Origin of the sequence: Cupriavidus sp. USMAA2-4, assembly GCF_001854305.1 — a bacterium.
In the GTDB taxonomy this organism is placed as follows: Bacteria; Pseudomonadota; Gammaproteobacteria; order Burkholderiales; family Burkholderiaceae; genus Cupriavidus; species Cupriavidus malaysiensis.
On sequence record NZ_CP017748.1, the window covers coordinates 1244484 to 1266794 of the forward strand.

17 protein-coding genes are annotated in these 22311 nt (G+C 66.0%); 11 read left to right on the top strand and 6 right to left on the bottom strand.

What is annotated here, in order from left to right; genetic code table 11:
• Window positions 1-20: 20 nt before the first annotated feature.
• From rsfS to BKK79_RS05575, 6 genes are all read left to right on the top strand, one after another.
• Complete coding sequence (rsfS, locus tag BKK79_RS05550; protein WP_071037295.1) at window positions 21-764, top strand: ribosome silencing factor; 744 nt, start codon at window positions 21-23, stop codon at window positions 762-764.
• A gap of 41 nt (window positions 765-805) precedes the next feature.
• Window positions 806-1285: a 23S rRNA (pseudouridine(1915)-N(3))-methyltransferase RlmH gene (gene rlmH, locus BKK79_RS05555; protein WP_071011707.1), complete on the top strand. Its 480-nt coding sequence runs from the start codon at window positions 806-808 to the stop codon at window positions 1283-1285.
• A 147-nt stretch (window positions 1286-1432) separates the two neighbouring features.
• Window positions 1433-2035 carry a Maf family protein gene (locus BKK79_RS05560; protein WP_156811356.1) on the top strand — a complete coding sequence of 201 codons (603 nt, stop codon included), beginning with the start codon at window positions 1433-1435 and terminating at the stop codon, window positions 2033-2035.
• Window positions 2036-2139: 104 nt separating this feature from the next.
• Window positions 2140-3606 carry a ribonuclease G gene (rng, locus tag BKK79_RS05565; RefSeq protein WP_071011704.1) on the top strand — a complete coding sequence of 489 codons (1467 nt, stop codon included), beginning with the start codon at window positions 2140-2142 and terminating at the stop codon, window positions 3604-3606.
• 144 nt (window positions 3607-3750) lie between these two features.
• Complete coding sequence (locus BKK79_RS05570; RefSeq protein ID WP_071037296.1) at window positions 3751-4359, top strand: phosphatase PAP2 family protein; 609 nt, start codon at window positions 3751-3753, stop codon at window positions 4357-4359.
• A 166-nt stretch (window positions 4360-4525) separates the two neighbouring features.
• A complete protein-coding gene (locus BKK79_RS05575) occupies window positions 4526-5047 on the top strand; it encodes a hypothetical protein (protein WP_232346271.1) in 522 nt (173 codons plus the stop codon).
• A 52-nt stretch (window positions 5048-5099) separates the two neighbouring features.
• Here BKK79_RS05575 and BKK79_RS05580 read toward each other — a convergent pair whose 3' ends face one another.
• Window positions 5100-5693 (bottom strand): peroxidase-related enzyme, encoded by a 594-nt coding sequence (locus BKK79_RS05580; protein WP_071011700.1) that lies wholly within the window; start codon window positions 5691-5693, stop codon window positions 5100-5102.
• A 132-nt stretch (window positions 5694-5825) separates the two neighbouring features.
• Complete coding sequence (msbA, locus tag BKK79_RS05585) at window positions 5826-7601, bottom strand: lipid A export permease/ATP-binding protein MsbA (RefSeq protein WP_071011698.1); 1776 nt, start codon at window positions 7599-7601, stop codon at window positions 5826-5828.
• A gap of 194 nt (window positions 7602-7795) precedes the next feature.
• Between msbA and BKK79_RS05590 the strand changes: the two genes are divergently transcribed.
• The 3 genes from BKK79_RS05590 (at window position 7796) to BKK79_RS05600 (ending at window position 10867) form a co-directional block, all read left to right on the top strand.
• On the top strand, window positions 7796-8545 hold the full coding sequence (locus BKK79_RS05590; protein WP_071037297.1) for a glycosyltransferase family 2 protein: 750 nt from the start codon (window positions 7796-7798) through the stop codon (window positions 8543-8545).
• An 84-nt stretch (window positions 8546-8629) separates the two neighbouring features.
• Entirely contained in the window at window positions 8630-9475 is an 846-nt protein-coding gene (locus BKK79_RS05595; protein WP_071011695.1) for a glycosyltransferase family 2 protein, read from the top strand.
• A gap of 123 nt (window positions 9476-9598) precedes the next feature.
• On the top strand, window positions 9599-10867 hold the full coding sequence (locus BKK79_RS05600; protein WP_071011693.1) for an O-antigen ligase family protein: 1269 nt from the start codon (window positions 9599-9601) through the stop codon (window positions 10865-10867).
• Window positions 10868-10882: 15 nt separating this feature from the next.
• Here BKK79_RS05600 and BKK79_RS05605 read toward each other — a convergent pair whose 3' ends face one another.
• The 4 genes from BKK79_RS05605 to dnaE form a co-directional block, all read right to left on the bottom strand.
• Window positions 10883-11875: a glycosyltransferase family 2 protein gene (locus BKK79_RS05605; protein WP_071037298.1), complete on the bottom strand. Its 993-nt coding sequence runs from the start codon at window positions 11873-11875 to the stop codon at window positions 10883-10885.
• A gap of 18 nt (window positions 11876-11893) precedes the next feature.
• Entirely contained in the window at window positions 11894-13192 is a 1299-nt protein-coding gene (locus BKK79_RS05610; RefSeq protein ID WP_084084503.1) for an O-antigen ligase family protein, read from the bottom strand.
• A gap of 277 nt (window positions 13193-13469) precedes the next feature.
• Window positions 13470-14684 carry a glycosyltransferase family 9 protein gene (locus BKK79_RS05615; RefSeq protein WP_071037299.1) on the bottom strand — a complete coding sequence of 405 codons (1215 nt, stop codon included), beginning with the start codon at window positions 14682-14684 and terminating at the stop codon, window positions 13470-13472.
• A 105-nt stretch (window positions 14685-14789) separates the two neighbouring features.
• Complete coding sequence (dnaE, locus tag BKK79_RS05620) at window positions 14790-18290, bottom strand: DNA polymerase III subunit alpha (RefSeq protein ID WP_071011688.1); 3501 nt, start codon at window positions 18288-18290, stop codon at window positions 14790-14792.
• Between the two features lie 1314 nt (window positions 18291-19604).
• Between dnaE and ltrA the strand changes: the two genes are divergently transcribed.
• Window positions 19605-21305 (top strand): group II intron reverse transcriptase/maturase, encoded by a 1701-nt coding sequence (gene ltrA / locus BKK79_RS05625; protein WP_071037300.1) that lies wholly within the window; start codon window positions 19605-19607, stop codon window positions 21303-21305.
• A gap of 162 nt (window positions 21306-21467) precedes the next feature.
• Window positions 21468-22310 (top strand): sulfurtransferase, encoded by an 843-nt coding sequence (locus tag BKK79_RS05630; RefSeq protein ID WP_071037301.1) that lies wholly within the window; start codon window positions 21468-21470, stop codon window positions 22308-22310.
• Window position 22311: the final 1 nt, after the last annotated feature.

Here is a 22311-nt window from a genome sequence, read left to right on the forward strand (position 1 = left end):
GAGCTGAACAAGAACACACCATGGATATTCGCAAACTGCAGCGCGCCATCGTCGACGGCCTCGAAGACGTCAAGGCGCAGGACATCAAGGTGTTCGACACCAGCCACCTGACCGAGCTGTTCGACCGCGTGGTGATCGCCAGCGGCAACTCGAACCGCCAGACCAAGGCGCTGGCGGCTTCGGTGCGCGATACGGTCAAGGAGGCCGGCGGCCACATCGTCGCGGTGGAAGGCATGGAAACCGGCGAGTGGGTGCTGGTCGACTGCGGCGACGCCGTCGTGCACATCCTGCAGCCGCAGCTGCGCCAGTACTACAACCTCGAGGAAATCTGGGGCGGCAAGCCGGTGCGCATGAAGCTGGCCGCCGCCAAGGGCCTGGCCAAGGCCAGCGAGCCGCTCGATGCCGAGGACGATTTCCCGGCCGCGCCGCGCCGCGCCAGCGGCCTGCGCCCGGCGCTGGCCCGCCTGCCGGAAGGCATGAAGGAACCCTCGCCGCCGCTCGGCCACGAGGACACCGATCCCGACGCCATCGCCACCCTGCGCAAGCCGGCCGCGCGCCCCCGCACCACCAGCACCGGCGGCGCCGCGCCCGCGCGCAAGGCCGCGGCCAAGACCGCCGCGCCGCGCAAGACGGCCGCCAAGACCGCGGCCACCAAGACCACGCGCGCCGCAGCCAAGCCTGCTACCAAGACGGCTGGCAAGACGGCGGCCAAGAGCGCCGCGGCCAAGCCGGCCGCGCGCAAGCGCACCACGCGCCAGGCCTGAGCCGGCGCGATGCCTGAGCCACGCCGCCAGCCCCCCGTGCCATGCAGCTCGTGATCGTCGCGGTCGGGCACAAGATGCCCGGCTGGATCGAGACCGGTTTCGCCGAGTACGCCAAGCGCATGCCGCCCGAGCTGCGTATCGAGCTGCGCGAGGTGAAACCCGAGACCCGCTCGTCGAGCAACAATGCCGCCACCGTGATGCAGCGCGAAGCCGCGCGCATCGACGCGGTACTGGCCGGGCTGCCGCGCCAGTGCCGCATCGTGGCGCTGGACGAGCGCGGGCGCGACCTCAGCACGGTGCAACTGGCGGAACAGCTGACCGGCTGGCAGCGCGAAGGCGGCGACGTGGCCTTCCTGATCGGCGGCGCCGACGGCCTCGACCCGGCGCTCAAGGCACGCGCGCAGATGCTGCTGCGCCTGTCCAGCCTGACCCTGCCGCACGGCATGGTGCGCGTGCTGCTGGCCGAGCAGCTCTACCGCGCCTGGTCGGTGACGCAGAACCACCCCTACCACCGCGCCTGAGGCGCCGCGCCGCGGGCACGGAAGCGGCCGGCGCCGGGTAGAATGCGGCCAGTCGCATGCAGGCGCGCCGCGCCGCCCGTCTCGATGCGCTCCGATCCGCCCGGATCCCCCTTTCCATCCGCCTTGCCCCACCCCGTTGCCGCCGTGATCCACGACACCCTCTACCTCGCCTCGCAAAGCCCGCGCCGGCGCGAACTGCTCGACCAGATCGGCGTGCGCCATACCCTGCTGCTCGCGGGCGCAGACGAGGATGCCGAAGCGCTCGAAGTGGTGCTGTCCGGCGAAACGCCCGACGACTATGTGCAGCGCGTCTGCGCGCTCAAGGCCGAGGCCGCGCTGCGCCGGCGCGAACTGCGCGCCTTGCCCGACAACCCCATCCTGTGTGCCGACACCACCGTGTGCCGCGACGGAGAGATCCTCGGCAAGCCGGCCGACGCCGACGAGGCCGCGCGCATGCTGGCCTCGCTGGCCGGACGCAGCCATCGCGTGCTTACGGCGGTGACGGTCGCCTCCACGCTAGGCCTGCACCACGCGCTGTCGATCTCCGAAGTCACCTTCCGGCCGCTGCGGGACGACGAAATCGCACGCTATGTCGCCAGCGGCGAGCCACTCGGCAAGGCCGGCGCGTACGGTATCCAGGGCCGCGCGGCCGAGTTCGTCGAGCGGATCGCCGGCAGCTATTCGGGTATCATGGGCCTGCCGCTGTTCGAGACAGCGGCGCTGCTGCGGCAGGCGCAACTGCGCTTCTGAAGGTTCCGCAGGGACTGCCGGCGCGTGCCGGCGCCCGCAGCAGGATCGTGGCAGCGGCAGCCACAACGATAAGGCCGGCCGACCGGCGACGCGACGCATTCACCATGACCGAAGACATCCTCGTCAACATCACGCCGCAAGAAACCCGGGTAGCCATCGTGCAACAGGCCGCCGTGCAGGAACTGCACGTCGAGCGCACGCTGACGCGCGGGCTGGTCGGCAACATCTACCTCGGCAAGGTCGTGCGCGTGCTGCCCGGCATGCAGTCGGCCTTCATCGACATCGGCCTGGAACGCGCAGCCTTCCTGCACGTGGCCGACATCTGGCATCCGCGCGATGGCGACAAGGGCGGCAACGGCGCGCCGCTGGCCATCGAAAAGACGCTCTACGAAGGGCAGGCGCTGATGGTGCAGGTGATCAAGGATCCCATCGGCACCAAGGGCGCACGCCTGTCCACCCAGGTCAGCATCGCCGGCCGCACCCTGGTCTACCTGCCGCAGGACCCGCACATCGGTATTTCCCAGCGCATCGAGGGCGAGATCGACCGCGAAGCCCTGCGCGCGCGCGTGCAGGGCCTGGTGCCTGCCGACGAGCGCGGTGGCTTCATCGTGCGCACCATCGCGGAGGAAGCCAGCGACGAAGAACTCGGCAACGACATCGCCTACCTGCGCAAGATCTGGGCGACGATCCGGCAGAGCGCCACCACCCTGCCGGCGCCCAGCCTGCTGTACCAGGACCTGAACCTGGCCCAGCGCGTGCTGCGCGACTTCGTCAGCGACCTCACCGGCCAGATCCAAGTCGACTCGCGCGAAAACTACCAGAAGCTGGTCGAGTTCGCCGAGGAATACACGCCGGCCGTGCTGCCTCGGCTGTCGCACTACACCGGCGAACGGCCCATCTTCGACCTCTACAACATCGATGCGGAGATCGAGCGCGCGCTGTCGCGCCGGGTCGACCTGAAGTCGGGCGGCTACCTGATGATCGACCAGACCGAGGCGATGACAACGATCGACGTCAACACCGGCGGCTACGTCGGCGCGCGCAACTTCGACGACACGATCTTCAAGACCAACCTCGAGGCCGCCCACACCATCGCGCGCCAGCTGCGCCTGCGCAACCTGGGCGGCATCATCATCATCGACTTCATCGACATGGAGAACGCGGAGCATCGCGATGCCGTGCTCTCCGAACTCAAACGTGCGCTGTCGCGCGACCGCACCCGCATCACCGTCAACGGCTTCTCCCAGCTCGGCCTGGTGGAAATGACGCGCAAGCGCACGCGCGAATCGCTGGCGCACGTGCTGTGCGAGCAATGCCCGGTCTGCCAGGGCAAGGGCCAGGTCAAGACGCCGCGCACGGTCTGCTACGACGTACTGCGCGAGATCATGCGCGAGTCGCGCCAGTTCAACCCGCGCGAATTCCGCATCCTGGCCTCGCAGGAAGTGATCGACCTCTTCCTCGAAGAGGAAAGCCAGCACCTTGCCATGCTGGGCGACTTCATCGGCAAGCCGATCTCGCTGCAGGTGGAGTCCACCTTCCACCAGGAGCAGTACGACATCATCCTGATGTAGGCAGGCGCACCCAGGCAGGCGCCGCCGCACCAGAGGGTCAGGCTAGAGGTCACACCCGAGGGCCTCGCCGAACCTCCTTGTCGCAAAACCGTCATACAGGCACCGCACGCCTGTACCGCGGCCGTTTTCCACGACAAGGAATCCATGCTGGTCCTCGATGAACTCGCCGTCCCCGGCAATGCTCCGCTGCTGCTCTGGCTCGCCAGCCAGGCCGGGCACTTCGACCCGATCCTGCTGCACGCCAGCTCGGCACTGTTCGACCCGCGCCTGTTCCCGCTGCACGCCGCCGCCTGCGCCTGGCTGCGCAGCCGCCAGCACAGGCCAGCCGCCCTGTCCGCGGCGGCTGGCGGCTGGCGCGACCTGCTCTATTGCCTGTTCTGTTTCACCTTGGCAATCGGCCTGGTCGGCGCCGCCAAGGTCCTGGTGCAGGCGCCGCGGCCGGCACTGCTGCTCGCCGAAGTGGTGCCGCAGCTGGCAGCCGGCGATCCCTACAGCTTCCCCAGCGGCCACGCGGCCGCAGCCGCCGCTCTGGCCTGCCTGCTGTGGGCGCGCGCGGGGTCGGTGGCACGCGCCGTGCTGGTCTTGCTGCTGGCCTGGGTGATGGCGATGCGTTGCATCGCCGGACTGCACTTCCCGCTCGACGTGGCGACGGGCGCCGCGCTGTCATGCGTTGCTTGCGCCGCGGCGGCGCGGCTGCGCGACCGGTTCGTGCCGCGCCATGTCCGCGGGTCCGTGCTTCCGCCGACGCGCTGAACGGCAGCCGTCCGCGCCGTCCGGCATCGACGGGCCGGCGGTGTGTGGCGAACCACCTGCGTACACGATTCCGCCCTCGTCTTTCCCTCGCCATTGGCTATAAATAAGAATGCAGGCGAGGCTCGCCAACCGCGGCGGACCGTGGCAGCGCCTGGAAGGAGCCAGCATGCGGATCGCACCGATCATGTCCGGCAGCGTGGCCGGACTGCTGGCGACTTGCCTTCTCACCGCCTGCGAGACACCTCTGCTGCCCACCCCTCCAGCCGTCGTCGGCGCACCGCGCGTCTCCTCCGGCCCGGGCCTGCCACAGGTCGCACCGACGCCGATCCCGCAGCGCGATATCGAGCTGGCCGGCGAATGCAGGCGTACCGAGGAAGACGGTTTCCATGAGGAAGCCCAGATGCGCGTCGCCCACAATGCGGTCGAGGTCCTGATCTGGAACGTGCAGGCGGGGCGCCATGGCACCTGCCATTTCGACCTGAGGGAATTCCACCAGGTGCGCCAGACCCCGCACGTGGAACTCCAGGCCGTCGACGGCAGCGCCTGCAAGCTGATGGTCTGGCAGGATCCACGCCGCATCACACTGGCCTTCGCGCAGTGCGAAAGCCACTGCACACCGGGCGCCTACGAGCATGCCTGGCCGGTGCTGTTCGATCCCGAGAGCGGCAGCTGCGCCCAGATCCGCTGAGACGACTGAAGCGACTGGCGCGACTGGCGCGGCCTGCGCGCGGATACGTTCCTTACTTCGCTTTGGGCACCCGCCCCATCAGGAAGAACTCATCGTTGGGACGCATGCCGATGGTGTTGGCCATGCGGTTGGAGAGCCCGAAGAAGGCCGTGATGGCCGCGATGTCCCAGCCATCCTCGTCGCTGAAGCCATGGGCGCGCAGGGCGGCAAAGTCCTCTTCGCCCACCTCGGCCGATGCCTGGCTGACCTTGAGGGCGAAGTCGAGCATGGCGCGCTGGCGCGGCGTGATGTCGGCCTTGCGGTAGTTGACCGCGACCTGGTCGGCGAGCAACGGCTGCTTCTCGTAGATGCGCAGGATGGCGCCGTGGGCCACCACGCAGTACAGGCACTGGTTGGCGCCCGACGTGGCAACCACGATCATCTCGCGCTCGCCCTTGCTCAGGCCCCCCTCCTTGAGCATCAACGCATCGTGGTAGGCGAAGAAGGCGCGGAATTCATCCGGCCGGTGCGCCAGCGCGAGGAAGACATTGGGCACGAAGCCGGCTTTCTCCTGCACTTCCAGGATGCGCGCGCGGATGTCCTCGGGCAGATCCGGCAAGGCGGGAACGGGAAAGCGGCTGATGGCGGCTTGCGGTGCGTGAGTCATCGTTGTCTCCTTGTACGGGGTTCCCCCCGGCCGGCCTCGACGGGCCTGTTGGAATGCCGCCGCGGCCCTGCCGCGCCGGCGCTCGGCGTCCCCGCGCCCGGAGCCCGGCACGATGGCCGGGGCCGCGCCGTCTCACTGCACCGCGAACTGGATGCGGTGCAGGCCGGCGTACAGGCCGTCGGCGGACAGCAGTTCGTCGTGGGTGCCTTGTTCCGCCACCCGGCCCTGCTCCAGCACGACGATGCGGTCGGCGTTCTCGATGGTGGACAGGCGGTGCGCGATCACCAGCGTGGTGCGGCCTTGCATCAGCGATTCGAGCGCGGCCTGGACCTGGCGCTCCGATTCGGAATCGAGTGCCGAAGTGGCCTCGTCCAGGATCAGGATCGGCGCATCCTTGTACAGCGCGCGGGCGATCGCCAGGCGCTGGCGCTGGCCGCCGGACAGCTTCATGCCATTGTCGCCGATATTGGTCTCCAGCCCCTCCGGCAAGCCCTTGACCACGTCGGTCAGGTAGGCCGCCGCCAGCGCCCGCTCCACGCGCGCCATGTCGATCTGCTCGCGCGGATGCACGCCGTAGGCCACGTTGGCGGCCACGGTGTCGTTGAACAGCACCACGTCCTGGCTGACGAAAGCGATCTGGTGGCGCAGATCCTGCAACGAGTAGCCGTCGATGGACTTCCCGTCGAGCAGGATGCGGCCCTCGGTCGGATCGAAGAAGCGCGGCACCAGGTTGACCAGCGTGGTCTTGCCGCTGCCCGACGGCCCCACCAGGGCCACCACCTCGCCGGCGTCGACGCGGAAATCGATGCCCGACAGCGCCGCCTTGCCGGCTTCGCCGTAGCGGAAGCCGATCCGCTCGAAGACCAGGTCGCCGCGCGCGCGTGCCAGCGGCAGGCCGCCTTCGCGGCGCTCGATCGGCTCGTCGATCAGGCGGAAGATCATCTCGGCGGCGGTGATGCCGCGCGTCAGAGGCTGGTTGATATCGGTCAGGTGCTTGAGCGGGGAGATCAGCAGCAGCATCGCCATCACGAAGCCGGTGAAGCCGCCTACCGTGGTCTGGTTGCCCTGCGCCTGCACCATGGCGATGGTGATGATCACCGACAGCGCCAGCGCGGCCAGGAAAGCGGTCACCGGCTGGTTCAGGCCACCCGCCACAGCCATGCGCATCGAATAGGCCTTGAGCCGCTCCGACATGCGGCGGAAGCGGTCCATCTCGTAGGCCTCGCCGCCGTGCAGCTTGACCACCTTGAAGCCGCCCGCCGCCTCTTCCACCACATAGGCCGCGCTGTTGGTGAGCGCCTGGTGATCGCGGTTCAGGCGGCGCAGGCGGCGGTTGATCTTCGACATCAGGTAGCCGATCACCGGCAGGATCACGGCCACGATCAGGGTCAGGCGCCAGTTCGTATAGAACAGGTAGATGAGTAGCGCCAGCACTGTGAGCGAGTCCCGCACCAGGGTGATGAACACATTGGTCAGGATGGACAGCACCTGATTGACCTCGAAGATCACGGCATTGATCAGCGAGGCGGCGGTGTTGCGGTGGAAGAACAGCGCGGGCGCGTGCAGCATGCGGTCGAACATCTGCATGCGCATCTTGAGCAGCACCCGGTTGGAGATCAGGCTCAGCAGGTAGCCCGAGGCGAACTGGGCCACGCCGCGGATCAGCGCCACGCCGGTCAGGATGGCGGGCACGTGCCACAGCCGCCCCGCGTAGTCGCCGCCGAAGCCCTTGTCCAGCAGGTCGTTGACGACCTTGGGGATGATACCCTCGCTGGCGGCGACCACCGCCATGGCCAGGATCGCGATGAGGAAAACGCGGGCTTCGGGACGCAGATAGCCCATCAGCCGCTTGCCGACTTGCACATCCTCCGCGGTGGTCTGTTGGGGCTTTGCTTGTATACTCACCATCACTCTTGATTAGAAGGCCCGTGAAGCCGGCATGCCGGTGGAAGGGCCGGCCACCGCCATCGGCGCCGGCGCAGCAGCATCACACATCTGGCACGCGGAGCCGGTGCCAGATGTGTGATGCTGCTGCCGCATTGGCGCACCTGGGCGGCAGCCATTGTAACCGTAATCCCTCGGATTCCCTCTCACTCTCCCCGATGCCTTCCCTGTCCGTCATAGTCATCACCCGCGACGAGGCGGCGCATATCGGCGACTGCCTGCGCTCGGTGCGGGACCTCGCCGACGAGATCGTCGTGGTGGATTCCGGCAGCCGCGACGACACCGTCCGCATCTGCCGCGAACTCGGCGCTCGTGTGATCGAAACCGACTGGCCGGGCTTCGGCCCGCAGAAGAACCGTGCGCTCGACGCCGCCACCGGCGACTGGGTGTTCAGCATCGACGCCGACGAGCGCGTCACGCCCGAACTGGCCGCCGAACTGCGCGCAGCCATGGCCGACGGCCGCGCCGATGCCTACGCCGTGCCGCGCTTGTCGCAGTTCTGCGGTCACTGGGTCCATCATTCGGGCTGGCGGCCCGACTACATCGTGCGCCTGTTCCGGCGTGGCAGCGCGCGCTTTTCCGACAACCTCGTCCACGAAAGCGTGGAGCCGCGAGGCCCCGTCGCCAGGCTCAAGACCTCGCTGCTGCACTACAGCTATACCTCGCGCGCGCAGGTCGAGGCCAAGAGCCGCCAATATGCCGAGGCCGGCGCTCGCGAACTGCGCCGGCGCGGCAAGCAGGTCGGGCCCCTCTCGCCCGCCCTGCATGGCGCCTGGGCCTTCCTGCGCACGCTGCTGGTCAAGCGCGGCATCCTGGACGGCCGCACCGGCTTCGCCATCGCCCGCATGAATGCCGCCGTCAGCTACGAGAAGTACCGCCGTGCCCGCGCATTAGGAGCCTCGGCCTGAGCCCGTCGCCACCCGCCAGGCCAGCCAGCCGGCAGACCATGCCGCTCCCCCACGCGCCCACAACGATCCCGCACCCTGATTGCCATGTTCTCCATCATCATCCCGACCTGGAACAACCTGCCCTACCTCCGCCTGGTCATCGACAGCCTGCGCCGCCATTCGGCGCATGACCACCAGATCATCGTGCACGTCAACGACGGCTCGGACGGTACGCTGGACTGGGTACGCGAACAAGGCATCGAACACACTGCCTCGCCGGGCAACATCGGCATCTGCCATGCGGTCAACCTGGCAGCCGCCCGCGCCACGCGCGACTACATCGTCTACATGAACGACGACATGTTCTGCTGCCCCGGCTGGGACAGCGCCCTGGTGCGCCATATCGAGCGGATGCCGTCGGACCTGTTCATGTTGTCCGGCACCATGATCGAGCCGGTCGACACCGGCAACCCGTGCGTGGTAGTGCAGGATTTCGGCCGTGACGCCGACCGCTTCGACGCCGCCGGACTGGTCGCCGCCACCACGCGGCTCGCCCGCGCCGACTGGCTCGGCGCCACCTGGCCGCCCACGCTGGTGCATCGCGACTGGTGGTTCAAGGTGGGTGGCTACAGCAGCGAACTGAGCCCGGGCATGAGCAGCGACAACGATTTCTCGATGAAACTCTGGCATGCCGGCTGCCGCGTCTTTCTCGGCGTGGGTGACAGCCTGGTCTACCACTTCCAGCAGAAGAGCACCGGCAAGATCGTCAAGAACGACGGCCGGCGCCAGTTCCTGAACAAATGGGGAATGACGCAGGCCACCTTCGACCGCTTCTATCTGCGGCGCGGGCAGGCAGCAGGCCATACCACGGTCCTGGGTGAACCGCCCGCGGACGGGCGGCTGCGCCGCGCCCTGCTCCGTGCGCGCCTCAAGCGGGTCCTGCAAGGATAAGCGCAGCCGCGCCCCGGCAAGCACGCCACAGCATCGCATATACTCGCGGACTCGCGGCCACAAGCCAAGAACCGACGTCGGAACACGCACCCGTCGCTGCGCGCACGGGCCAACCCTCACCCCATGCCATCCCAATCCACCCGCGCTTCCCGGCAACTGACCGCAGCCCGTCTCTTCGCGGTCACCGCCCTGTGCCTGGTGCCTGTTTCGACGGCAGGCACCAATATCGCCTGCGGGCTGTTCGCCGCCTGCCTGCTGCTGGCACCCGAGTTCTGGCGCGGCCTGCCGCTGCTGCCGCGCCATGGCGCCTCGCTCGCGGCCCTGCTGCTGCTCGGCGCCCTGATCATCAGCGTGTCCTATACGGTGGCCCCACATCACGAGGCCTGGGGCTGGGTCGGCAAATACCGCAAGCTGCTGTTGCTGCCGCTGGCGGTGATCGCCTTCAAGGACTCGGGCTGGGCGCCAGCGGTGCGCTACGCGCTGTTCGGCACCCTGACCCTGATCGTGGTGCTGTCGACGAGCAACTATCTGGGCTTGACCCAGATCGGCCCGGCCTATCTCGCGCACGAGCCGGAAACGCACGCCTGGGTCTTCAAGAACCGCATCGCCGCCGGCATGTTCGGCGTACTGCTCTTCTATCTTGCTGCCGACATGGCGCTCCGTGCCCGCGAGAGGCGCGTGCAGTGGGCGTCGGCGGCCGTGGCGGCCCTCTCGCTCATCAACGTCCTCGTCATGCTGCAGGGCCGCACTGGGCAAGTGATCGCCCTGCCCTTCGTGCTGCTCGTGGCGCTGCGCTGTATCCAAGGCCAGCGCAAGAGGTCGCCGGGCCGCGCCATGGCCATGGCATCGGTGCTGGTCGTTGGGGCGGGGGTGCTGCTGGGCATCGCCTTCACCATGCACGGCGGGCGCCTGCTGGAAGTCCGCGACGAAGTGCGGCAATACGAGCACAGCAACGCCGTCACCTCGTCGGGATTGCGCCTGGAGTTTTATCGCAAGAGCCTGCTGCTGATCGCGCAACGGCCACTGGCGGGCTTCGGTGCCGCTGGACTCGGCACCGAGTTCGAGCAGATGACACGCGGCAAGACGGAAGCAGCGGGTCAGATGACCTACAACCCGCACAATGAATACCTGCTGATGGCAGTCCAGCTCGGCGCTGTCGGCCTGCTGCTGTTTCTCAACCTGTTGCTGCAGATCGCGCGCGGCGCGGCGCGCCTGGACGGCCCGTCGCGCCATCTTCTGCTGGCCTGGCTCGCCATCTTCACCGCAGGCTGCCTGGCCAACTCGCTGCTGCTCGATTTCGCCGAAGGGCACATGATGATGCTGCTGGGCGGCATTCTGCTGGGCTGCGGATACCGTGGTGCGAAATCGCCAGCCGCACCGATTCCCAACTGAGCGCCTGCAGTCAGCCTACGCTTGCCGGGCCGCGCTCCAGGTCGTCGCGGCGCCGGCGGCGGCGCTGTCGGCCCCAGGCTTCTCGCCCGTTTCCGCCGTTTCCGCCGTTTCCAGCACCCGCCCCAATTGCGCCGGCAAGTCGGGTTCCCAGGCGTAGAGGTCCGTGGTCGGATGGCCGCGGAAGGCGTAGAGCGCGCGCTTCATCCTGGCCAGCCATCCGGAGCGGATCGCTGCCGGCGGCCGTCCTCTGCCACCGGACATCGATGCGCGCACATGGCCACGAACGAACGCCTGCTGCGTGATGCCCCATTTGAGCAGGAATGCGCGCCCACCGCGATTGCGCCGGACGCGCCGCGTCGTCGCACAACTGAAGTGATAGACGCGCGCCCCGCCGACCACGCGGAACGTCCTGCACCCCACCAGCCAGAGCTTCATCAGAAAATCATCGTCACTGCTCATGCCGGGGCCGAACTCGATACTGTACCCGCCGACGAGTTGCCAGAGCCGGCGGCTGATCAGCATCGGTTGCAACGCGATGCCATCCCTGTCAGCGATCTGCCCGACTGCGGCAGCGAAAGCGCATAGGCCATCCGCATCGAAATCGTCGGGGGTCCTGCCAAAGTCGGCAACCATCACCTGCGCATTGCCCGTATCGACCGGTTCGATCAGATTGGCGGCCAGATAAACAAATGAGCCCCCTGCCCGGCGTCGCGCCGCATCGAGCGCGATGTCCCAGCCCGGCGTGCAGTACATATCGTCATTCAGATAGAGCAGCGTATCGCAGGTAGCAAGGCGCGCGGCATCATTCAGTGCCAGGCAGACGCCGACGTTTCCAGCCGACCATGTGTGGCGAATGCCCTGGGAACGGACCCACTCCAGCGTGCCATCCGAACCATCGTTGACGTGCACGATGATCTCGTGCGCGAGAGCGGAATGACGACGAATCCCTTCGATGCACAATTTGAGATACGGCAGATTATTCCAGGACGGAATCAGTATGCTGAACATGTCGGTCCACGGTAGAAGCTACTGCAAGGAGCGCCCGGCGGCCGACGCCACCGGAGGTGCATTGTGCGAAGCGATGGCAGCCAGCACTGCAATCACGGTCGCATAGAACGACGCCGTCATCTTCAGGTTGAAGGTTTCCACCGTCAAGCCGAACGTCACAAAGGCGACGACAAAGACCACGCCCATCAGCGCCGCGCGCGCAGCGCACCTGGCCGGCGCCGCCCGAAAATTCCAGAACAGCGCGGCAGGCATCAGATAAAGCGCTGCCAGCGCTAGTCCGCCGATGATGCCGAAGCTGCCCACATAGGCCAGCATCTGGTTGTGCGTCTCGCCTCTCCCGAACTGCGCGGCGATCGGAGTCATGCCCCCCGTATCAACCAGGGACTGCAGGCTGGCGGCAAGCCCGTCCGCACCAAGGCCGAAGACGGGATCGCGTGGAATCAGGGAAAGCACTGCCTGGTAGATCTGAAGCCGGATGCCGATCGAGGTGTCCTTGTGTCCCTGCTCGAACTGCGACAGATCGGACCAGATCATGTGGATCCGCTCTCGCACCGTGTGGGAGGCCAGGTAGCCAGCCAAGGCAATCGCCAGAGCAGCGAACGGGAGCACCTTACGCCACCCACGCCCTTTCCGCTCCCGGGGCACGAAGGCCAGGACAACGACGATCACCGGGATAGCGAGCCATCCGCCGCGCGCACCGGTCTGCAGCGAGGACAGCAGGCCGGCTGCCAACCCTGCCAGCTTGAACAGCCGCACGCCAAGGGGATCCTTGCCCCACCAGTTCAAAGACAGTGCTGAAAGGACACCGAGCACGAGGGCAATGGCACCGAAATGGATCGGATTGAGGAAGGTACTGCCAAGCCGGCCATCGCCCCAGTCACGCGGCGCGAACACACTGATGCCCAAGGCGGCCATCGCGCCAACGCCAAAGGACAGATCTGCCCAACGCAGGGTGGCCGCCGGCGCCTTGCGTAGAGCGAGAAAGAGCGGGGCGGCAGCCAGGAAACGCGCAGGGGAATCGAAGGCGCCGAGTGTCAGCTGCCGATGCCACAGCTCGCTAAGGGCCACCGCGCAGAGTGGCGCGGCCATGGCGAAGCAGAAGCCCACGGCAAGCCGCGCGGACGCGTCCTGCACGGGAGCCGGCAGGGAGCGCGAAACGATCAACGAATATACGGCAACGAGCGATGCTGCCAGCAGCAGCGCACTCGCCCCGCCTCTCGCTACCAGCGTCGCGGCGGGATACAACAACAGGAACGCCACCCACAGCCAGCGCTGCGGATCGGGGCTGCCTGGCAATCTCGAAGGGAGGATAGGCATGGCTTGTCGCCGCCGAACTCGGCATCCGGCACGCTACGGCACGTGTGCCGACACAAGGAGTCCGGGAATGGGCAGCGGCCGACCCGGCCGCTCAAGCCACGGCCCGGACCATCAGAACAAGCTTCGGGCGCGCAGCAAGCTTGCACCGGCCGGCACACCAAGTCTTTCACAATAGCATCTTCATGCCATCGTGGGCGAACCGTGCTGTCGCCACTAGCAAATTTCGGAAATTGCGCAGGCGACGGCGGAAAAACCTGAGCGATGCAGGCGACGAACGTCAGGGTCGGGACCGCATATCCCCTGCGGCATCCGGGCGGGAGACATCGATAAGCTGGATGCGCTGGCGCCCTGCCATCGCGTCGGCGCTCCCGGCTGGCAGCCCGAGCATTTCCGCCGCGACCTGGATTACGCGTTGCGGACTCATTCCCGTCAGGCAGCGGCTCAGGCTATCGAGGCGCCGCTCGCAGCCCTCCTGCCGGCAAGGCACGCATTCGCCCTCGCCTTGCAGTAGGTAGACATTGCCGCGACGCCCAGAGCCACGCAGTGGCCACGGATCGCCGCCGCCCGCTACCCCCCCCTTCGGCCAGGGCCCCCAACGCACCGCATCGGATGGGCCGAACAATGCGATGGTCGGAGTCCCCGTCGCAGCGGCAACGTGGGTGGCACCGGTATCGGGACCAATGTAAAGGCTGGCGCGACGGAACAGCTCGGCGCTCTCGCCGAAAGATAGCTTCCCGACCAGGTTCAGGACCGGCCCTGCGGCGCCTGCCGCGATACCCTCGGCATACTCGCGTTCGCCCGCAGCCGGCCCGCCGCTAAGCGCTACCGCGAAGCCTTGCCCGAGCAGCCAGTCGCAGGCGGTGATCCAGCCGTCGACATGCCACTGCTTGTACGCGTACATCGGGTATGGATGCAGCACCGCCAATGGCTGGCCTGGCCGATAGGCCGGCGCAGCGAAAAGCGCGTCGAAACGGGCGATGCGCTGCGGATCCGTACCGATGCCCGGCGCCACGACCTCGGGCACCGGCTCGATGCCGATGGCCGGGGCCAGAGCAAGCGTGCTCGACACCGTATGCTCCGACTCGTGGCGATTCAAAGCGATACGGTGCAACATCAACCGCGTCCACCATGTGACGCGCTCAGGATCGACCAGCCCGGCGCGCCGGCGGCCAGCAAACCAGGCATAGAAGCGCGGACGGTCAGAGCTGAGCGCCGCGCAGGCCAGGTCGTAGCGCCGCCAGACGCGTGCGGCATCGCGCAAACGCTCGCCGATACGGGCACGCTGCGCTACCACGATCACCCGACGGACATCCGGATTGTTCTCGAGTACACCTTCGGTGCCCCGGAAAACGAGCATATCGATCTGAGCCTCGGGCCAGCGCGCCTTGAGCGAGCGTACGATCGGCGTCGTCAGCAGAACATCGCCGATACGGCGCGTGGCCACCACGAGGATCGTACGGGGCGGGCGGGCAGGTGGGAAAAGCGCAGGCACGTGGAATCGATTCAGGCTGGCGGTAAGGGGAGCATGGGCTGGCAATGCAGACTCCAGGCCGTCCAGCGCCAGATGGCCGCGGGACGGTTGGCGGAAACCCTTGCCTCAACCATAGACCATGCTGACATTCTCGCTCGACAAGGCCTCGCGGAAGCTGGCGAGCGCCTCGTCCGACGGCGTCACTGCCCACTGCCGGCCGAGGATGGCCTCGCATTGCGCACTGGCGGCGGCGTAGCTGACACGCACCGGCAGTCCGGGGCCGCCGGCCTCGCCGGCCAGGTGCGGCGTCAGCAATTCGCGCAGCCGCTGCAGCGACGCATTGCCGTTGAAGGACAAAGCGACCGCTTCGGCAAAACGGCCGCGGGCGGCGACCAGGTCCAGCACCGATTCCGCGGTAAAGCGCACGCCGCCGGTAAAGGTGTCGTGGCGCGCGTTGCCGGTGGCGATCAGCAGTTCGTCTTCCTTGAACATGTGGCGGTTGGCGTCGAACAGCTCGTTGAAGACTGTCATCTCGATCTGCGCCGTGCCATCGTCGACCAGCACGATCAGCATCTTGCCGCGCTGGGTCATCTGGGTACGGATGCCGGTGATCACGCCGGCGATGGTCTTGCCGCGCACGTCGCGGCCGTAGCCGCCGCCGTTACCCTGCACCTCCTTCTCCAGCGCGGCCAGTGTGCCCTTGACGAAGCGCCGGACTTCGTCGCGGTAGGCATCGAACAAGTGGCCGGAGAAGTAGTAGCCGAGTGCCTGCTTTTCTTCCTGCAGCGTGCGCTTGGGCGGCCAGAACGGCTCATCGACCAGCTCCGGCTTGTGCGCATCGCCGGCGTCACCCATGAGGTCGAACAGCGATACCTGATTGGCCGATTCCGCCTTCTGTTCCGCCGCCTCCATCGCACGCGAGACCGACGCCAGCATCTGCGCGCGGTTGCTGTTGAGGCTGTCGAAGGCCCCTGCCCGGATCAGTGCCTCCATGGTGCGGCGGTTGACCTGGCGACGATCGACGCGCTCGCAGAAGTCGAACAGGTCATCGAAGGGACGTTCCTCGCGCGCGCGCAGGATGTCCTCGATAGCACCCTGCCCCGAGCCCTTGATGCCGCCCAGGCCGTAGCGGATGGTCTTGGCGTCGGTCGGGGCGAAGCGGTATTCGCTGGCATTGATGTCCGGCGGCAGCAGCTTGAGTCCGTTCAGCTTGCAGTCCTCGAACAGGATCTTCACCTTGTCGGTGTCGTCCATCGCCAGCGACATGTTGGCTGCCATGAATTCGGCCGGGTGGTGCGCCTTGAGCCAGGCCGTGTAGTAGGCCAGCAGAGCGTAGGCGGCCGCGTGCGACTTGTTGAAGCCGTAGCCCGCGAACTTCTCCATCAGGTCGAAGATCTCGTCGGCCTTCTCGCCGCTCAGGCCGTTCTTGTCGGCCCCTTCGCGGAACAGCTCGCGATGCTTGGCCATTTCCTCGGGCTTCTTCTTGCCCATGGCGCGGCGCAGCAGGTCGGCGCCGCCCAGCGAGTAGCCGCCGATGATCTGCGCCATCTGCATCACCTGCTCCTGGTAGACCATGATGCCGTAGGTCTCCTTGAGCACCGGTTCGACGCGCGGATCCGGGTACTCCACCTTCTCGCGGCCGTGCTTGCGCGCGCAGAAGCTGGGGATCAGGTCCATCGGGCCCGGGCGGTAGAGTGCCACCAGTGCGATGATGTCCTCGAAGCGGTCGGGCTTGGCATCCTTCAGCATGCCCTGCATGCCGCGGCTTTCCAGCTGGAACACCGCCACCGTATTGGCGGTCTTCAGGATATCGAAGGCAGGGGCGTCGGCGAGCGGAATCTGGCTGCAGTTCCAGTCGGCCTTGCTGGGGTCGAGGCGCCGGATGTAGCGCTCGGCCCAGTCGAGGATGGTCAGCGTGGTCAGGCCCAGGAAGTCGAACTTGACCAGGCCGGCGGCCTCGACGTCATCCTTGTCGTACTGGCTGACCACGCCACCGTCGTCGCCCTGCGTGTAGAGCGGACAGAAGTCGGTCAGCTTGCCGGGCGCGATCAGCACGCCGCCGGCGTGCATGCCGACGTTGCGCGTCATGCCCTCGACGCGCTGTGCCAGCTCCAGCAACTGGCGGACCTCTTCCTCGTTGTTCTCGCGCTCGGTCAGCAGCGGCTCTTCTTTCTTCGCTTCCTCGATGGTGACCAGCTTGCCCGGCTTGAACGGAATCAGCTTGGCGACGCCGTCGACGAAGCCGTAGCCCAGGTCAAGCACGCGGCCCACGTCGCGCACCGCCGCCTTGGCCGCCATGGTGCCGAAGGTGGCGATCTGCGACACCGCGTCCTTGCCATACTTCTCCTTCACGTAGGTGATCACGCGATCGCGCCCGTGCTGGCAGAAGTCGATATCGAAGTCGGGCATCGACACCCGCTCCGGGTTCAGGAAACGCTCGAACAGCAGCGCGTACTTGAGCGGGTCGAGATCGGTGATGCCCAGCGCGTAGGCGACCAGCGAACCAGCCCCGGAGCCCCGCCCCGGACCCACCGGCACGCCGTTGTTCTTGGCCCAGTTGATGAAGTCCGCCACGATCAGGAAGTAGCCGGGGAAGCCCATCTTGATGATGGTGCCGGTCTCGAATTCCAGCCGCTCGTAATACTCGGGCCGCTTCGCCTCGCGCTCGGCCGCATCCGGGAACAGGATTTCGAGGCGCTTCTCCAGGCCTTCCTTGGCCATGTGCACCAGGTAGTCGTCGAGCGACATGCCGTCCGGCGTCGGGAACAGCGGCAGGCGCGGCTTGCCCAGTTCCAGCGTCAGGTTGCAGCGGCGCGCGATCTCGACGGTGTTCTGCAGCGCCGACGGGATGTCGGCGAACAGCGCGCACATCTCGTCCTGTGTCTTGAAGTACTGGTCGGTGGTGAAGCGGCGCGTGCGGCGCGGGTTGGCCAGCAGCTCGCCCTCGGCGATGCAGGTGCGGGCCTCGTGCGCGGTGTAGTCGTCCGGTGTCATGAACTGCACCGGATGCGTGGCCACCACCGGCAGCCGCAGTGCGGCGGCCAGCTGCACCGCCTGCTGCACATAGCTTTCCGTACCGGCGTGGCCGGCGCGCTGCAGTTCGATATAGAAGCGCTGCGGAAAAAGTGCCGCCCAGTGCTGCGCGGCACGTTCGGCGCCGGCCGGGTTGCCGTTGGCCAGCGCCATGCCGATGTCGCCGCCCATGGCGCCGGACAGCGCGATCAGGCCGGTGGCCAGCGGCTCACCGCCTTCGCCCGGCTCTTCGAACCAGCCCGGGTCGATCTCGGCGCGGCCGCGATACTGGTTGACCAGCCAGGCACGCGACAGCAGGGTACACAGGTTCAGGTAACCGCGGCGGTCCTGCACCAGCAATTGCAGCCGCGGCGCCTTGTCGCGGTCATCGGCGTTGGTCAGCCAGACGTCGGCGCCGACCAGCGGCTTGACGCCGCCGCCGCGCGCTTCCTTGTAGAAGCGGATCAGGCCGAAGGCGTTGGCGAGGTCGGTCAGGGCGAGCGCTCCCATGCCGTCGGCCGCGGCGGCCTTGACGGCGTCCTCGAGGCGGACGATGCCATCGACGACAGAATATTCGGAGTGCAGGCGGAGGTGTACGAAGCGGGGTGCGGACATGGGGCGATATTGTACCGGCTCGGCCGGCCCTGGCTGACGGCTTTGTGTCCGCGGCCGGCCCCGCCACCCGCCCGCCTGGCCTGGCATCCCCCAGGGCCAAGTCCGACGAGGACGCTGGGGCATGCGCGCCACCCGGCCCCGTGGCGCTATAATTTCGCCTTTCGTGCGACACGCACTCTCGTGTCCGGGCTGTTCCAACGTAAGGAGCATCGACCTTTGTTGATGAAACGGAGAAGGCCTCGGCCCCATTCGTCACTCTCAACCATTTACTTGCTTAGACGAACCTGGCCGGTAAAGCCGTGGGGAGTCCATATGTTGCAGATGAGGCCTGAGCACCGGTCGAGTCCGCGGCTTGCTTTTGCTGGATGAATGTCCAGCCATCGCCCAAAGGCGGGGACGCGCGCCTTTGGGCGGGTTACCTGTAAACGCCCCTCTTCGAAGGGAGCGGGTGGATGCGCAATGTGTCTTATTGCGTATGCATCACATTACTTTGAAACCGGTCCAATGGACTGGCGCTAAGTTCTTTGGGACGGAGGCTACGCTCGTAAGAGACGACCTCCGTCGAGCGCTCGCTGGCACAGGAGCACATGAAGTAAGAAAGTGAGGTCCCGGAGCGTAAAGCTCTGCGCGTTATGGTTCGGTCGGGAACGCCTGTGAAGGCGCCTTGATAGAGAACCTGCTATGCGACTAGCAGTAGCCTAGGGAGACATGCGCCACTGGTAACGGTGGGGTGTGAAGCTCTCCCGACAACGTAGCCCCCGTAAGGGTGCCCACTCGCCGCGAGGCGGATGTGCAGAGACTCCGAGCAGCAACGGGGTTGAGGAGCTAGGCTGACTGGCATGGGCAACACATGTGAACCGCTAATAAACACCGTAAAAATTGAGGTGCCAAAGCTGCTGACAGGCACTGACCAAAACGGTATGTGGTCAGCTGTTCCGTTGAAAGGTCGGAACACGTCGCTATCAGATCACCGGTGAAGAGGCGGGCCCTAACCCAGTCGTGTAACGTGCAGGGAACGTGGTAAGCCCGTATGGCTGCCGGAGCGCAATATGGCTTCGGCAGGCGGACCGTAAGGAACGCTGTTGGCTGTGCGGGTATGGGAGGTTGGAGAAAGCGAAGGCCGGGCTGTAATGGCTCGGATAGGGGGTGAAACATTCCCTCACGCGAAAGCGGGCAGACTTCCAACTGGTCTTTCGTCGCAGGACGACTGACTGAACTCGCTTGTGAAATTTCTTCCCTTGAGGGGCAATGTGTCCCTCAAGGGGCATGTTGTCTCTGGCTGTCTCGGGAAGCTTCTCAGGATAGGAGAGCAGCATGGAAGCATTGATCCGCAAGGATGAATCTGCGCTCTCCGGCGTGCCGCAAAGTTGGGGTGCCATCAACTGGCGCCGCATCGAACGGAACGTTCGGGCAATGCAGATTCGGATTGCGAAGGCAACACAGGAAGGGGATTGGCGCAGGGTGAAAGCCTTGCAACGCTCCCTGACCCGCTCGTTTTCTGCCAAGGCATCGGCGGTCAAGCGAGTGACGGAGAACCAAGGTAAGCGAACGGCTGGCGTCGATCGCGAACTGTGGGACTCGCCTGAAGTCCGGTGGGAAGCCATTGGACGGTTGAAGCGCCGGGGGTATCGGCCCATGCCATTACGGAGGGTCTACATCCCCAAAGCCAACGGGAAGGAACGCCCTCTGGGCATTCCAACCATGTTGGACCGAGCCATGCAAGCGTTGTATCTGCTGGCGCTGGAGCCGGTGTCCGAAGGGACGAGCGATCCGAACTCTTATGGGTTCCGGAGCAATCGATCCACCGCGGATGCCATGTCCCAGCTATTCGTTGCCCTGTCCCAAAAGGCGTCAGCCAAATGGGTGCTGGAAGCGGATATCAAGGGGTGCTTTGACCACATCAGTCACGACTGGCTGGAGCGCAACGTCCGTATGGACAAGGCGATCCTTCGGAAGTGGTTGAAAGCTGGCGTGGTATTTCAGGGCCAGTTTCAGGCGACCGAAGCCGGAACACCTCAGGGAGGCATCATCTCCCCGACTCTGGCAAACGTGGCACTGAATGGTCTCGAGGCCCAACTCGTCCAGTCCTTAAGGACAAGACTTGGGGCCGGTAAGGCCGCGAAGCTGAAAGTTAATGTTGTGCGTTATGCGGACGACTTCGTGATCACCGGCGAAACGCCGGAAGTATTGGAGCACGAGGTCAAACCATGGGTAGAACAGTTCCTAGCAGTAAGGGGGCTGTCACTATCAACGGAGAAAACGCGAATCGTCAACATCTCTGAAGGCTTCGACTTTCTAGGGTGGAATTTCCGGAAATACTCGGGAACGCTGCTCATCAAGCCAAGCAAGAAAAACGTGCAAACGTTCTATTGCAAGGTCAAGGACGTCATCAGTGCCAACAAGGCGGTAAAGCAGGAGGATCTCATCCGCCTGTTGAACCCGATGTTGAGAGGCTGGGCGCAGTATCACAGCCCAGTGGTTGCAAAGGCGACCTTTACCCGCCTAGAGCATGTGGTTTTCAAGGCTCTATGGAAATGGGCGAAACGGCGACACCGAGGAAAGAACACCGAGTGGGTCCGAAGGAAGTACTTCGGGTCGATCGGTGAGCGGAACTGGGTGTTCGGAACCAAGATCGTGAAGGGTGATGGTAGTGAAGGATGGATGGAGTTGTACTCGCTGGCGGGTACCCCCATCCGACGACACAAGAAAGTCAAAGGGGATTACCACGCCTTCGATCCAGCGCAGGAGCGATACGGCGAGAAGCTGCGGCAGGAACGCATGTTGGAAAACATGGCGCACCGCCAACAGTGGATCAAGCTGTATATCTCCCAGCGAGGCTTGTGCGCGGTGTGTCAGTGCAAGATCACCAAGGAAACGGGATGGGAAGACCATCACATCGAGTACCGGATACACGGTGGCTCGGACGCCTTGGGAAATCGAGTGCTGCTGCATCCCAACTGCCACAAGCAAGTGCACCACCACGGAGGCACCGTTGTGAAGCCGGTGTTTGAGTAAAACATTTTGTTAAGGCTTGAGCCGTATGCGGGGAAACTCGCACGTACGGTTCTTAGGGGGGGATGGGTCAGCAATGACCTGTCCCTACCCTCCCAATCAGGCAGTTACCGCCCGCATAGCGAGAACGCGCGTGGCGGCGCCTGCGCATCGATACGCGCCGTCATGCAGATCATCAATATCTCCGCCTACAAGTTCGTCACGTTGGAAGACCGCGAGACGCTGCGCGAGCAACTACGCGAGCGCTGTGAGGCCGCCGGCCTGAAGGGTACCGTGCTGCTGGCGCCGGAAGGTATCAACCTGTTCCTGGCCGGCCCGCGCGCCGCCATCGACGAGGTCGTCGGCTGGCTGCGCGCGGATGCGCGCTTCGCCGACCTGGCGCCCAAGGAAAGCGTGTCGGACACCCAGCCCTTCAAGCGCATGCTGGTGCGCCTGAAGAAGGAAATCATCACCATGAAGATGCCGCTGATCCGCCCGGAAGAGGGGCGCGCGCCATCGGTGGCACCGGTCGAGCTGAAGCGCTGGCTGGACCAGGGCCATGACGACGCCGGGCGCCCGGTTGTGATGCTGGATACGCGCAATGCCTTCGAGGTGGCGGTGGGGACCTTTGCCGGGGCAGTCGAGTACGGCATCCACAAGTTCAGCGACTTCCCTGCCGAGGTCGCCGCGCATCGGGCCGAACTGGAAGGCAAGACAGTGGTGTCGTTCTGCACCGGCGGAATCCGCTGCGAGAAGGCCGCCATCCATATGCAGGAAGTCGGCGTCGAGCACGTCTACCAGCTCGAGGGCGGCATCCTGAAGTACTTCGAGGAAGTCGGTGGCAGCCACTACCAGGGCGATTGCTTCGTCTTCGACTACCGCACCGCACTGAACCCGCAGCTGGAACCGGCCGGCCCCAAGCAATGCTTCGCCTGCCGCGCGGTGGTCACCGCCGAGGAGCAGCAGAGCCCGCTCTACGTGGTCGGCCAGAGCTGCCCTCACTGCGCCGCCGGCCAGGCCGCCGCCTGAA